The sequence below is a fragment of the Anaerospora hongkongensis genome (assembly GCF_004339805.1).
GTDB lineage: Bacteria > Bacillota > Negativicutes > Sporomusales > DSM-15969 > Anaerospora > Anaerospora hongkongensis.
Window position 1 is genome coordinate 209,831 of record NZ_SLUI01000003.1, and the last position, 14,138, is coordinate 223,968.

A 14,138-nucleotide genomic window follows, 5' to 3' on the forward strand; every position below is an offset into this window, starting at 1 on the left:
GTGTAAGGAAGGAGGTGTACCTGTGGAGCAGTTTTTCCAGGTAATTGTGGATTTTATTGCCTGGGGCGGCTACTGGGCCATTGCAGTTGGAATGGCTATGGAGAATGCTTGTATGCCTGTCCCCAGTGAATTGATTTTTGGCTTTACCGGTTATCTTGTTTATTTAGGGCGCTTGGATTTTACTACTGCAGTACTTGCCGGAGTAGCCGGCGGACTTTTGGGATCAATGCTTGCTTATCTGGTTGGCTATTACGGGGGACCGTCATTCGTTACCCAATATGGGAAATACGTACTGTTATCTGCAAACCATGTAAAAGCGGCACAAAGGTGGTTTGACCGTTATGGCCTAAAAGCGGCTTTTTTCAGCCGGTTGCTGCCGGTAATCCGCACCTTTATATCGTTGCCGGCTGGATTTGCCAGAGTAGATTTTATTAAATTTTCGCTGCTGACAGTTTTAGGATCTGTTCCTTGGACAATAGGCCTTATTTATGCCGGAAAGTTATTGGGAGAAAACTGGCAGCAGATTAGTGCAGCCGGTCATAATGCCGGTCTGATAGTAGTGGGAGGCTTGCTGGCAATTATCGTATATTGTTTATGGAAAAACCGTACTCAGCTCAGTGCTGAATAGCGATTATGGATAATCGGACTAAGCCTTCCGGGATTAACCTGAAAGGCTTTTTGTCACGGCTTGGAGAAGGAGTAATACCAGATGGATTGCTCATTTTGGAAAGGCGGGATGAAGGTGCGGGAATATATGATCCAAATTGATTTTGTTAATTGTCCTGGCTTGGGCTATGAGATATTTAGGATTACTGAAAAAAATAATATTGATAAAATTGCGATGGAGGTTATTCCTAACCATGGCATGGCTATTCAGTTCCAATGTGCGGCGCAAGAGCAGGTGGATAGGTTAGTAGCTGAGCTTGCGGCTCTTCCCAACATTACGTCCGTTTCGTTTCGCTCCCAAATGCCTTATCAGGAAAAAGAAATTGAACTCAGAACAATTCTGAATTCGGTTAATGAAGGTGTTCTGGCTATTAACAAAGAGGGGATTATCTCGCATATTAACCAAGTTACCTGCAGTGTACTGCAGTGCACACTGGAAGAGGCGATGGGATTACCCGTGGAAGAACTGGTAGGCGAAGCTCCGCCTATTTTAGAAACGCTGCGATTGGGGCGGGCTTCACCGTTAAAGCGCTGGAAAGTAACCAGGAACGGCAAGGATCTGCAATTTTTATCAAGTAACATTCCCATTCGCAATGATCAGGGAGAAATTATTGGCGCTGTGGCAACCATTCAGGATTTCCAGCAAATCGAAAACATTATTTTACGAGCCGATAAAGCGAAGCGCTGTACCTTTGATGATATTATCCACCAGAGTCCGCAAATGATTCGCCTCATTGCTTCTGCCCGTGCGGTGGCAAGAAATTCTTCTACTATCCTGCTGCGCGGAGAGAGTGGTACCGGCAAGGAGTTGTTTGCCAACGCTATTCATGCCGCCGGATTGAGAAGCAAAAAGCCCTTTATTCCCATTAATTGTGCTGCTTTAACAGAAAGTCTCCTGGAAAGTGAATTGTTTGGTTATGAAGACGGCGCTTATACCGGTGCCGCGAAAGGCGGACGGCAAGGGCTTTTCGAGCAGGCCAACGGCGGAACACTGTTTCTGGATGAAATTGGTGATATATCTTTGCGGCTGCAGGTGCGTCTGCTGCGCGTTCTGCAGGAAGGAACCATTCGCCGGGTAGGCGGAAATCAGGATGTTAATGTCGATGTGCGGATTATCGCCGCTACACACCGTAATCTGGAAGCCATGATTCGGACTGGTGAGTTTCGGGATGATCTATATTACCGGCTTAATGTTATCCCGCTGACCCTATTGCCCTTACGGGAAAGAAAAGAGGATATCCCTTTACTGGCGCAGCATTTAATACGCAAGATCTGCAGTAAAATTAATAAGCCGGAAGTCCATCTGACCAGAGAAAGCGTTGCATTGCTGGTGGCACAGCAATGGCCGGGCAATGTACGGCAGCTGGAAAATACACTGGAACGATTGCTTAATTTACTGGACACTACAGAGATTCGTCCTGAGCATTTTTGTGACTGGACGGATATTGATCATACTGCCGTAAAAGGTAGTGAAAAGATTGAGAAAAAGCAGCAAAGCTTGCAGGTAGAAATTCCGGTTAACAACGAGTGGCCGCATCTAAAGGAGATCGTCGCTGCTGTTGAAAAAGAAGTAATTGCCAAAGTCTTGCAAAAGCACCCTTCCTCGCGGTTAGCCGGACAAGTTTTAGGCGTATCCAACACAACAATCCTGAATAAAATCCGTGAATATAAAATTTAGAGATTGGGCAATAGGCATGAGCGCTGCCGCTCATTGGATGCTATATAATGAGAAGTTTTCTTATCAACTTGAAAAGAATTTTTATCAAATAAATTTATCAGCTTAACCGGGACTCGCCGGGAAGGCTGATTTTTTGTTTTGGCATGATAGTTGCGAGAGAAGAAGGTATTCGTTATTTATAGCTTAGGAGGAATTCTCATGGCAATTAAGTACATTCCCGAACCTTTTCGAATTAAAATGGTTGAACCCATTAAAATGCTTACCCGGGAGGAACGAGAGCAAAGAATTAAAGCAGCTAAATACAATGTATTTAATCTGGCAGGTCAGGATGTGTATATTGATTTATTGACGGACTCCGGCACCAATGCCATGTCGGATCAAATGTGGGCCGGTATTATGAGAGGCGATGAGGCGTATGCCGGTTCCTCCAGTTATTATAAGCTGCTGGAAGCAGGCAAAGATATTTTTGGTTATGGTTTCATTCAGCCTGTCCATCAAGGCCGTGCGGCCGAAAAAGTTCTGTTTGGAACCATGCTTCAACAGGGAAAGGTAGCCATATCCAATATGTTTTTTGATACAACAAGAGCTCATGTAGAACTGTGTGGGGCCCGTGCTGTCGACTGTGTTGTTGAGGAAGCGAAAGACCCTGTTAAAAGGGCTCCTTTTAAGGGCAATATGGATGTTGAAAAAATGGAAAAATTAATTTTGGAATATGGTGCTGAGAATGTTGGACTGATTGTTGTGACTATCACGAATAATTCTGCCGGAGGGCAGCCCGTTTCGGTGCAGAATATTCGTGACGTGTCTGCTGTCTGCAGGAAATTCAATATTCCACTGAATATTGATGCCGCCCGGTATGCGGAAAATGCATACTTTGTAAAACAACGGGAGGCGGAATTCAAGGATGCCTCAATCAAGGAAATCATCCGGGCCATGTTTGATTGTGCGGATATGTTCACGATGTCTGCCAAAAAAGATACGGTAGTTAATATGGGGGGGCTAATCGGGGTGAAAAATGCGGATTCGCCGCTAATTTTACCGATTAAAGCCCGCTGCATCTCCTATGAGGGATTCACTACCTATGGAGGTTTGGCAGGACGGGACTTGGAGGCATTAGCGATAGGCTTGTATGAGGGTCTTGAGGAAGACTATCTCAAATACCGTATCGGGCAAATGGAATATCTGGCTGCACGCCTGGATGATGCCGGTATCGCATACCAGGCACCGGTTGGTGGCCATGGTGTATTTATTGATGCCAAGGCAATGTTTCCTCAAATCCCCTATTATGAATTCCCCGGTCAGGTTCTGGCGGTTGAATTGTATAAGGAGGCTGGAATCCGCTCGTGTGATATTGGCTCTTACATGCTCGGCAATGACCCGGATACCAGGGAACAGCTGCAGGCGGATTTTGAGTTTACCCGTCTGGCGATTCCGCGCCGCGTATATACGCAGAGTCATTTTGACATTATGGCGGAGGCCTTAATTGCAATTAAAGCGAGAGCACATGAGATTAAGCGAGGCTACAAAATTGTTTGGGAACCGCCGATTCTCCGGCATTTCCAGGCAGAACTTGCCGCGATAGAAGAATAGGATCATAACCTTTTCCAAACAGCAAAGAACCGGACAACGCAAGCTAATGTTGTCCGGTTCTTTCGTATGACTGGCTGTTAGGCCGGTAGACGGCAGGATGTGAGCAGGCCAATCAGGATTGCGGCAGTGCTTACCATAAGGCCCGCGTATAAAGGGTCTAGTGGCAGCTGAAAGAGAACGCAGCTAATTGCTGCCGCCGTACTGATAAGCATAGAAGCAACAGCCCAGTTTTTTGTTAATTTTCCCGGAGAAAATATAGCAAGGGAGAGTGGCAGAAAAACTCCGGCCCCACGCAAAGCCATAGACATATAGTTCCAGGCTAAAACCTGAGATTTTAAGTTCAAAATGGCAATAAGCACTGCTAGGAATGTAACTGCAAGAATGGTAAAGCGATTGACCCATAATACGGTTTTTTCTGTTCGAATATGTAACAATTCGGAGCAAAGATCCTTCGACACCATTGTGCCAATTCCAAGTGCCAGTCCGGCAATAGAGCCAATCAAAGACAGCAGAATTCCCGCGAGGCCGATTCCTCCCAGCCAGGCGGGCTGGTATTGTAGTAAATATAGCGGTAAAACCAGGATTGGCAAGACGGGAGGATGAGCGGCATGCATGAACATTGCAATCGCAACTGACGGCAGACCGACAGGAATTACCACAAGTGCCGCCGTAAAGGCGCCTAGCGAAGCCGTGCGCGAATCGGAGGCGGAAAATATTGCCTGAACATATGTCTGCGTGCAGATAATGCCGACAATCAGTGAAAATAGATTGCTGATTGTCGCTCCGATTCCGCTGCCATAAAGGCTAAACCAACGTGAATCAGGAAAAACTATCTCCAAATCCGGTATGTTTTGCAAAGCAGAAAGGGCTGATCCGCCTGCTGCAAACAGGGTAATCCAGACAATCCCCAGTTTGAGCAGTCCTGATATTCCAGAGCCCTTCATTCCTCCCAAAAAGACATAAGCGGTAACCAGTACCAGCAGAAGTAACGCTGCCGGCCAATGGGCAATATGAAAGATTGCTGCAATTATCTGGATTGCAGGTAAACTGCTGGCAACTGCACTAAATAAAATACCGATTGAGGAAATGATGCTGACAAGCGGCCCTGCTGCTTGCCCGTAATTAAGTACGAGATATTGGGGGATGGTTTCTAAGCCGGAGCTACGCAAAGGCCGGGCATAAAATAGACCCATGATGATAAAGGCAATACCTGACCCCAGTGTAAACCACCAGGCTGAAAGTCCTAAGGAATAGGCCAGCTGAGCAGTTCCAATCGTAGCGCCGCCGCCGACAACCGTACCGGCGATGCAGCCGGCAATCAGCGGGACTCCCGATGCCCGGCCGCCTAAACTATATTCGGCTGCTGAGGTTATTGAGCGGGAGGAATAGATACTGCTGCCGATAACGACGGTAAGTGTAACCAACAGGCTGGCTAAATGTATACTGTTAAGTTCCATCTTAATTCTCCTTACTTTGGCATACAACCGGAAGATCAACACCCCGAAGGAGGAATGACAGTGATCCTGTTTGACCGCGAGCGGGTTCGGAAAATTATGCTTGAGGATGGCTACAAAGAACGGCAGGTAGCTGAGTCGGTAGCAAGTATGAGGTGCCTTAATCAGAAGCTGCAGCCGTTAATTGATGCCTATCTAAAAGATAAGTCACTGGCAGATCATTACCAAATCGAAGGCCTGACGATTGCTATGATTATGGAGAAGTTTCAGTGTGATTTTTGGGTCGGATTGCAATTCCTGGATGATTTTGCTGAGGACCCTGAGAGAGCCGAATTTGTCAAAGAATTTTCGTTGCTTAATTGAATCTATTGGTCATGTTCTGCGGATTTCCTGCCTGATGATAGAAAGATGTCCTATGCTCCTTAAAAAACACACCCCTGCCGGGTGTGTTTTGCTTTATGCAATGTTTATTGCTTTCCTTTGGGAGGAAATAGGTTTGTAAATTGCGAATAATTACAAATACTGTTGAAAACTGTTAAATTATGTAATTGAACAACAAGCAGAGGTGACCTTTTTGTATAAATTTAAAGATGATCAGCAAAATGAAGCATTTACTTGGGAGTGCCTGGGGAACATTGGGTCAGGACGGGCAAATCTCGGAGCTGATATGCCGGTTATTGTTTATCGGCTGTTTCAGTTCACACTGCGTGAGGTGCTGAATCGCGAATATGGCTGCCGTCAGGCCAGCGATCTGATTCGGGCTGCGGGAAAACTTGCGGGCAGGGAATTCTGTAAGAATATCATGGATACCAGTCTCGAATTTGACAGCTTTATTGCCCAATTGCAGAAAAAGCTGGCAGAGCTCAAAATTGGTATTCTTCGTCTGGAATCAGCTGATATGGAAAAGCTGGAATTCATTTTGACCGTAGAGGAAGATTTAGATTGCTCCGGACTGCCGATTACGGAGGAATCTGTTTGTGATTATGATGAAGGTTTCATAGCCGGAATACTGAATGAATATACCGGCAAACAGTTTACTGCAAAAGAAATTGACTGCTGGGCGACAGGAGACCGGACCTGCCGGTTTCATGTCACCTGCAACGACTGACTACAGGTGGGTGTATGAATCATCATGATGTGGCAGCAGTGCAGCAGCTACAGGCGGGCTTAAAGCTGCTGATGCAGGGTAAATATCCGGAGGAAGTGCCTGAAGAAGGATGCAGTGAGGAATTGTCAGCGGTTATCCGCTTATTTAACCGTTTAGCCTGGCAGTTGAAAGAACTGTATGATTATACAATTCCTTTAGCCAGAGGCATTTTGAATGTAGAGCGGCCGGGAAAAACCAATTTTCTCGCCAGCGGATTGAAAGAGCTTCATTCCAAGCTTAGTCATTTAACCTGGCAGGCACAACGGATTGAGAAGGGAGACTATGAACAGCGTATTGACTTTATGGGGGAGTTTTCGCTGGCCTTTAATTCCATGATCGTCAAATTGGAAGAGCGCGAGCAACGGCTAAAGGGCGAAATTCTCATTAGACAAAAAGCTGAGAAGGAATTTCGACTGCAAAATAAACTGATTACCGACAGCATTCAGTATGCCGCCGTCATTCAGCGTTCCATATTACCCGATGCAGTATTAATGGACAAGCAGACTGCCGCTTCTTTTGTTATCTGGCAGCCTCGGGATATTGTGGGTGGTGATTTTTACTGGTTTGTACCCCGCCCTGACGGATTTATGGCGGCGGTTATTGATTGCACCGGTCATGGCGTTCCCGGTGCGTTTATGACGCTGGCAGTCAGTCAGATGCTGAAGACACTGGAGAGCAACAGCTTGCTTACCCCTGCTGAGCTGCTTGCTATTTTAGATAAACAAGTACGGGAGACGTTTTACTCATCAGGCAAAAATCAGGAAAGCCTTCATGCCGGTTTGGATATGGGCTTGGTATTCGTCAATTCTGTTGAACGGAAAATTATCTTTTCCGGTGCGCGACTGCCCTTATTTTTTATCCATAACAAGCAAATAACGGAGGTAACCGGCGCGCGGCGCAGTATTGGTTACGAAAGCAAAACTCGCCTCGGGAAAAAGTCTGCTGTGCAGTTTCTAAACAGGGAAATCCCGTGTGCAGCCGGTGACAAACTGTACTTGTCTACCGATGGTTACTTTGATCAGCATGGCGAGAAAGATCCGAATCCATTTGGTGTAGATTATTTTGCGCAATTGCTGTTAGAAATCGAATCACTTCCGCTGGAGGCGCAAAAAAACATATTGCAGGACAGACTTAGAGCGTATATGGGAAGCGAAAAACAACGCGATGATATTACGGTTATTGGCTTTGAGCTTTAAAAGGGAGGCTTGTGGATTGTGATCAATGAAAATCTGCATCAACTGATTGGTGAATTGACCAACTATGGAATTATTGTCAGTTTTAACGGCTCTTTCACCCAAGGCATTATTGAAGAGATCGGAACAGCAATCACGTCCTACTTGCAGGCAGAGAGAAATACTGACGAAACAGAAAGTCACAATGTATTTTCCGTTTATATTGAGCAGGCGCAAAATATCAAAACCTATTTCTTAAAAAAAGCAGCTGCTGGTGATAAACTGGAAATCAGCCGCCGCGCTTTTGAAAGTATTATTGTGATTGGGCGGCTGGAAGAACGCTTTTTTGTTTGTTCCGGTAATTTAGTACAGAATGAAGATGTAAATAGCTTAAAAGAACGTATTGATTATGTTAATTCTTTAACGAAAGAACAGTTGAAGAAATTATATAAGGAAACGCTGAGGCGGACAGATAGTCATTCTGACAGCGCCGGACTGGGTATCATTGACATGGCCCGTAAGGCAGCGTTGCCCCTTGAGTATATGTTCATCGCACGTGACGAGCGATACTCTTTTTTTACTCTAAAGGTAAGCCTGTAGTTAGCGAGGAGGTTTTATTGTTGGAGCGGTTATATCGGGCAAGTACGAAGTCCTCGCCGGAGATTGATTTTGATCCGGAGCAAGGGATTTTAAAAATAACGGGTCAATCCTACCCGGAAAACCCACCTGCCTTTTATCATGATCTGTTTGCCTGGCTCAAAAATTATCTTGTCAGTGCAGAACATGCAGTTATTGTGGAGCTTCATATTTCCTATATGAATACCAGCAGCACGAAATGTATAATGGACATCATTTACATACTGGAGGATGCCTTTAACGCTGGGGCCGATATCTGCATCAATTGGCACTATACGGCAAGGAATCGAAGCATGCGGGAGTGTGGAGAAGAGTTCCGGGAAGAACTGAATGTTAAGTTTAATATTATTCCGGAGGAAATTAGCCAGTCAACTCTCCGGTAAAATCCTGTACTCTTTTAACGTAGAGGTGTTTGAATTGGTTAGCAATATTCGCCAGCTATTCCAGGAGGAATTGGAGCAATTAGCGCAGATTAAAAGCATATGCGATGACCAGCAGTACACGAATAATGAGCTGCTTGCGCAATATAAGAATATGGCGGCCATTTTTGAAAGAAATCTTCAATCCATGATGAAGATGACGAGGATCAGCGACTCTCAGCAGTTGTATTTGCAGGAAATTCAGCATGAATTGGAGCGGGAAATCGAAGAAAGAATTAAGGCGGAAGAAAAAGTCGCTCATTCGTATAAACGGCATCGGCGTAATCAGTTTTTGCTTGAGCTGGCAGAGGGTAACCGCAGCTTTGATGAAGCGGCTTGGAATGTGGCCCGGCAGCTGAAGCTGAATCTACCGTCCCTGTTTTATGTCTTTTATATACAATTGACCAGCTGGCAGGGATATTCACTCAGTCAAGCTGCAGTTGATGCAGCTGAAATCCAGACGGCAATCGATAACCTGGTGGATAGGCTGAATTCCGCTCAGGGAGGCATTGCATGGGAATGGGGGAATGGAATTGGCATGCTGCATGCTGCCTTACCAGGGGAAACTAAGGAGCGACAGCTGAACACCGGACTGGAACTAAAGAAACAATTGTCTTCTAGCCTACCCCACTTTGAAACTGCAATCGGCACTTCGGGCCGGCAAGGCAAAGCAGACAGTTTTGCGTATCTGTGTTATCAGGCGCGAGCCGCAGCGAATCTCGGCAGCCGTCTTTGGCCGGAACGGCTGATCCATCATTATCATGATGGGCAGGCGTATCAACTGCTTTATCCATTGGCCGATAGTCAGAATGCGGCAGAATTTATTGACAGAATGATAGGAAAGCTGCTGGATTATGATAAGGAGAATAACACGGAGCTGCTGGTGACCTTGAAAAAGATTATTCAAGCTGCTAATTTAAAAATAGTGGCGGAAGACATGTTTCTTCATCATAAAACAATCGTATCCCGAAAACAGCGAATTGAAAGTATTCTTGGTATATCGCTGGAGTCATTTGAGACCAGATTCCATATAGCTATCGCTCTGCATCTGCTGCAATTTCGCGGTTAGATAGCCTCATTATCCTCTGATGATACTTCAGAGGATAATTTTTTATCTTCCCAGCCGATAGGAAGCAGGCAGAACTTTTGCTATAGTTAGGCTAGCATATTGTATACTGGCTTGCTCTCCTTATGTCACTGCTGATAATAAGGCTGCTGCGGCCATAGAAAGCCGGGTGATCTATTGAATTTCCAGGCAGGCGATAAGTTAGAAGAACTATTCAATAGGATGCCTATACCCATTGTGCTGGTTACAAGAAAGGAACTGCTGGTGATCCGGGTAAACGCTGCTGCCCAGAGCTTGCTGCGTGGACAGGATGAGGAAGTCGCTGTCAGACCGGTTGCCGAGTTCTTCTATAAAGAGCAGGCGGAATATCAGGCATGGTATGCCGGTATCCAAGCTAATGGTACAAATATACCGGAAAGCTCACTTTTTTTGAAAGATCAGCAAACCATCGTAAAAGTTTATACGACGTGTGTTGATTTTGCCGGATCAACCCATTTGCTGCTTACTTTAGTAGACATAACTGCAACTTGCTGCCAAATTGGGCAGCTGGAGCAGCTTGCGGCGAAAGATGATATGACGGGATTATTAAACCGCCGTACCTTCAGGGCAAGTTTGGAAATGGCCTTGCATAATCTGCAGCAAGAAAAAAGTGTTTTTTTTCTTGCCTTTATGGATTTGAATGAACTGAAGAAAGTGAATGACACATACGGTCATCGCGAGGGTGATTGGTATATCAGCATGTTCACATCACTGCTTCTTGGCGCTTTGCGTACGACTGATATTGCCGGGAGAATCGGCGGCGATGAGTTTGCCGTAATATTTAGCCAATGTTCACAGCCATATGCTGAACAGGTTATTTACCGCCTTCAGCAGCAATTGAACGCACTTTCGGCCTCAGTAAAAAAACCGTACAGCATGGGAGTAAGTACAGGTCTGGTCATGGTCGAAAGCGGTATGGATATCGGGGTGGATGCTTTACTGAATATCGCAGATAAAGCCATGTATCATAAAAAATACTATCAAAATACACAAAAAAATGCATTATTGGAAAAAGCCGAGAAATTTGGCATAAAAAACACTGGCCGATTTTGGTAGTTATATCGCTCTTAGAAAAAATTACAAACTTATTAAAAATAATTCTGTTATAATAAAGCTTGATACAATTTATATAATAATGATAAGATTAAACAATAACGAACCATTTTGCAGATTTATGTTGTTTTAAAACAAAATAAGCAATAAACTGCAAACTTATTGAAAAGTAAGGACGCAAAGCTATGGGTCTAAGTACACTCTGTATATGACTGCCAGGTTGCAATTCGCAGCCTGGTATTTTTTTCGTTTTAGCCTAAATCACTTTATACAGCATTTGATGTTAGCTTGTTTAAAAAACTTATCGTCGAATCATTGTACTTATCTTAGCAGGGCGGTGAAATAATCACGTGAGAAAATCCGTCAGAATGCTGTTGGCTATGACGGCAGCAATTAGTATAACGGCAGGAAATCAGTTCGGCGATGGACCGAAGGGCAACGTGGTATACGCTGCGAGTCTGCCTGCGAATACAGACGAAAGTGCAAAAGCAGACTTTGCTTATGAAATGGCCCAAATAACGGCCAAGCTTTTCGCTGCTCCCAGCACAAACGTTGAAACCTTTAAAGTGGAGTATTCTTATGCAATTGCGAGGGTAACGGCAAAAGTAATGCCGCTGCTGCCTGAAGGCCAGCGACGGGACTTTGCTTACACTATGGCGCAGAATACAGCAAGAATAATGAATGACTCTAATCTTAATGTAGAGCGGGCGAAAGCCGATTTTTCCTATGAAATGGCAACCCTGACATCAAAAATGATTGCTGGCTCAACCAATTTGGCGTCTGCCGGCGCCGCTTCCGGTAATGCGGCTGCAGGCAGTTTAAGCAGCGGTGGATCTTCTGCGCCGCTGCTGCGCAATAATGCCGATATTGAACCAAAAGCAGCGGCATTGCCCTCCCCGCCGATAAGTGCAGTACCCGAACAAAAAACCAAGGCGAATCCGAGTTACATTGCACCGGAAACGTATAATGGGCTGATCAATGAACTAAAGCACGTAGGCGATGCAAGTAATCGCCAGCCTGATAATAAAGTAAATATTGATGGAGAAGTCCGTTACCATTATGCACAAAATAGCGGCCCCGATCTTTTTGACCGCGATTCGGCCGGCATTCGTGTCCGCCTGGGACTAGATGTTCCTATTGAGGAGGATTGGCGTCTATATGGTATGCTGGAAGGCCAGAAGAAAATCCTAAATTACAATAATTTCTTAAAACCATCTCGTTTGTATGCAGCAGGACAAACTGGTGAAACAAAAGTGACGGTAGGTTCCTTCGGCTATCTCATGGCGGAAGGCAATATTTATGACAGCGGCTTTAAAGGAGTTAGAGCTGACTTTGGTAAACCCGTCAAATATACATTGGGCTATGGGCAGACGGATGAAACAAAGGAAACCCTGACTGCCTCAGCGCGGTATGAGGATTATGATTACAATCTGGAAGCCGGTGTTTACCACTACAATATGGCAGGCGGTAAACAAAACACCATTCGAACGTTTGGCGGTAATTATAACTTCAGTAATTTTGGCGTAGGCGCTATGATCTTACAATCAAGTCCTCAGGACCACGGCGACGGGACCGGTTATGTGTTCAGTGTGAATTATGGGGATCTTAAATCCTGGCGGCCCGGCACCTATAGTATTTTTGCAAAATATTATAATCAGCCCCGCTATACATTTATTGCTCACGGTATGAATGGCAAGGGCAGTGTAATGGAGAACGGTTTCAAGGGGTATGGCGTGGGTATCAGCTACACCTTGGCGGAGAATATGGTAGCGGGGACAGAATATTATCATCTTTCGGATAAAGCTGATGGTTCGAAAGGCAATACCTGGTGGAATTATGTAACACGTTATTTTTAAATAAGAAAAGGGTGAATTGCATTGCAGCTGGAAGCTTTTGAACGAATAAAGTCCCGCAATGATTATCTTGCTGTAGTTGGCCTCGGGTATGTTGGACTGCCGATTGCGGTTGCCTTTGCCGATAAAGTAAAGACAATAGGCTTTGATATTGACCAGGAAAAAATTGCTGTTTATCAACAAGGTTTTGATCCAACCAATGAGATTGGCGAGGAAAGAATCAGGCAGACAGCTTTGGAATTTACCTCCGATCCGGCGCGTTTACAAGAAGCGAAAATGATTATTGTCGCTGTTCCGACACCGGTCAACGGCGATAAAACTCCGAATTTGGCGCCGGTAGTCAATGCCAGTAAAATAATTGGCCAAAACTTAACAAAGGGAACAGTTGTTGTTTTTGAATCTACGGTATATCCTGGTGTTACCGAAGATATTTGCGTACCTATTTTAGAACAAGAGTCAGGGTTTGCCTGTGGCCGTGATTTTAAGATTGCCTATTCACCGGAGCGGATTAATCCGGGAGATAAAGTGCATAAGCTGGAGAATATCCGCAAAATAGTCGCCGGCATGGATGAGGAAACAGTCGCCAATATCGCAGCGGCTTATGAGCTTATTATTCAGGCCGGCGTTTACCGTGCGGAAACCATTAAAGTAGCCGAAGCGGCGAAACTGGCTGAAAATGCGCAGCGGGATATTAATATTGCCTTCATGAATGAGCTGTCAATGGCGTTTGACCGCATGGGCATCAGTACGAAACAGGTTATTGATGCCATGAATACGAAATGGAATGCGTTAGGCTTTCATCCTGGGCTGGTAGGCGGTCATTGTATTGGCGTCGATCCGTATTATTTTATTTATCAGGCAGAGATGCTGGGTTATCACTCCCAAATTATCGCTGCCGGGCGAAAAGTCAATGATGGTATGGCTGCTTTTGTCACGGATAATATCATTAAAAAAATGATTCAGGCAAACAAGAATTTATCAAAATCGAATATTTATATAATGGGCATTACCTTTAAAGAAAACTGTCCCGATATGCGCAATTCAAAGGCGGTTGATGTATATAAACAACTTGCCGCTTATGGAATTAAAGTGAAAATAGTGGATCCTGTAGTGGATAAACGGGAATTTAAGAAAGAACTGAACCTCAATCTGGTAGATATTCAGGATGTCCATAATGCGGACTGTTTGGTCTTTTTAGTTGCTCACCAACAATTCAAGGATTTGCAGCCGGTTGATTTGGAAAAACTGCTGAAACCGCAGAAAGCACAATCAAAACAGGTGATTATTGATATTAAGAGTATGTTTGACCGGAAAACGATTGAGGACAAAGGTTATTCCTACTGGAGTCTTTAAGCGGAGAGGTGA

General features: G+C 44.9%; 13 protein-coding genes and 1 riboswitch. Of the genes, 12 read left to right on the top strand and 1 reads right to left on the bottom strand.

The window, feature by feature from the left end; translation table 11 throughout:
• Window positions 1-22 precede the first annotated feature (22 nt).
• The 3 genes from EV210_RS05695 to EV210_RS05705 all read left to right on the top strand — a co-directional run bounded on the left by EV210_RS05695 (window position 23) and on the right by EV210_RS05705 (window position 3,934).
• Window positions 23-628 (top strand): DedA family protein, encoded by a 606-nt coding sequence (locus EV210_RS05695; protein ID WP_165898795.1) that lies wholly within the window; start codon window positions 23-25, stop codon window positions 626-628.
• 81 nt (window positions 629-709) lie between these two features.
• On the top strand, window positions 710-2,344 hold the full coding sequence (locus EV210_RS05700) for a sigma-54 interaction domain-containing protein (protein WP_243650449.1): 1,635 nt from the start codon (window positions 710-712) through the stop codon (window positions 2,342-2,344).
• Between the two features lie 198 nt (window positions 2,345-2,542).
• Entirely contained in the window at window positions 2,543-3,934 is a 1,392-nt protein-coding gene (locus EV210_RS05705; protein WP_132076915.1) for a tryptophanase, read from the top strand.
• Window positions 3,935-4,011: 77 nt separating this feature from the next.
• Here EV210_RS05705 and EV210_RS05710 read toward each other — a convergent pair whose 3' ends face one another.
• Window positions 4,012-5,391: a sodium:solute symporter family protein gene (locus EV210_RS05710; protein WP_132076918.1), complete on the bottom strand. Its 1,380-nt coding sequence runs from the start codon at window positions 5,389-5,391 to the stop codon at window positions 4,012-4,014.
• A 60-nt stretch (window positions 5,392-5,451) separates the two neighbouring features.
• Between EV210_RS05710 and EV210_RS05715 the strand changes: the two genes are divergently transcribed.
• The 9 genes from EV210_RS05715 to EV210_RS05755 all read left to right on the top strand — a co-directional run bounded on the left by EV210_RS05715 (window position 5,452) and on the right by EV210_RS05755 (window position 14,126).
• Complete coding sequence (locus EV210_RS05715) at window positions 5,452-5,751, top strand: hypothetical protein (RefSeq protein WP_132076921.1); 300 nt, start codon at window positions 5,452-5,454, stop codon at window positions 5,749-5,751.
• A 211-nt stretch (window positions 5,752-5,962) separates the two neighbouring features.
• Window positions 5,963-6,496, top strand: coding sequence for a V4R domain-containing protein (locus EV210_RS05720; protein ID WP_243650450.1), 534 nt, complete (start codon window positions 5,963-5,965; stop codon window positions 6,494-6,496).
• A 14-nt stretch (window positions 6,497-6,510) separates the two neighbouring features.
• Window positions 6,511-7,731, top strand: a complete 1,221-nt coding sequence (locus EV210_RS05725) for a SpoIIE family protein phosphatase (RefSeq protein ID WP_132076924.1) — start codon at window positions 6,511-6,513, stop codon at window positions 7,729-7,731.
• An 18-nt stretch (window positions 7,732-7,749) separates the two neighbouring features.
• Window positions 7,750-8,307, top strand: a complete 558-nt coding sequence (locus EV210_RS05730; RefSeq protein ID WP_132076927.1) for a SiaB family protein kinase — start codon at window positions 7,750-7,752, stop codon at window positions 8,305-8,307.
• Window positions 8,308-8,327: 20 nt separating this feature from the next.
• Window positions 8,328-8,726 carry a DUF1987 domain-containing protein gene (locus EV210_RS05735; protein WP_165898796.1) on the top strand — a complete coding sequence of 133 codons (399 nt, stop codon included), beginning with the start codon at window positions 8,328-8,330 and terminating at the stop codon, window positions 8,724-8,726.
• Complete coding sequence (locus tag EV210_RS05740; RefSeq protein ID WP_132076933.1) at window positions 8,674-9,831, top strand: PucR family transcriptional regulator; 1,158 nt, start codon at window positions 8,674-8,676, stop codon at window positions 9,829-9,831. Before EV210_RS05735 ends, EV210_RS05740 begins: the two co-directional genes overlap by 53 nt.
• A 234-nt stretch (window positions 9,832-10,065) precedes the next feature.
• The gene (locus tag EV210_RS05745; RefSeq protein ID WP_165898797.1) at window positions 10,066-10,923 is read left to right on the top strand and encodes a sensor domain-containing diguanylate cyclase; all 858 of its coding nucleotides are present in this window, start codon (window positions 10,066-10,068) and stop codon (window positions 10,921-10,923) included.
• Between the two features lie 139 nt (window positions 10,924-11,062).
• A riboswitch (cyclic di-GMP riboswitch) is annotated at window positions 11,063-11,148 on the top strand.
• 122 nt (window positions 11,149-11,270) lie between these two features.
• Complete coding sequence (locus tag EV210_RS05750; protein ID WP_132076939.1) at window positions 11,271-12,776, top strand: hypothetical protein; 1,506 nt, start codon at window positions 11,271-11,273, stop codon at window positions 12,774-12,776.
• Window positions 12,777-12,803: 27 nt separating this feature from the next.
• Window positions 12,804-14,126, top strand: a complete 1,323-nt coding sequence (locus tag EV210_RS05755) for a nucleotide sugar dehydrogenase (protein WP_132077385.1) — start codon at window positions 12,804-12,806, stop codon at window positions 14,124-14,126.
• Window positions 14,127-14,138 lie beyond the last annotated feature (12 nt).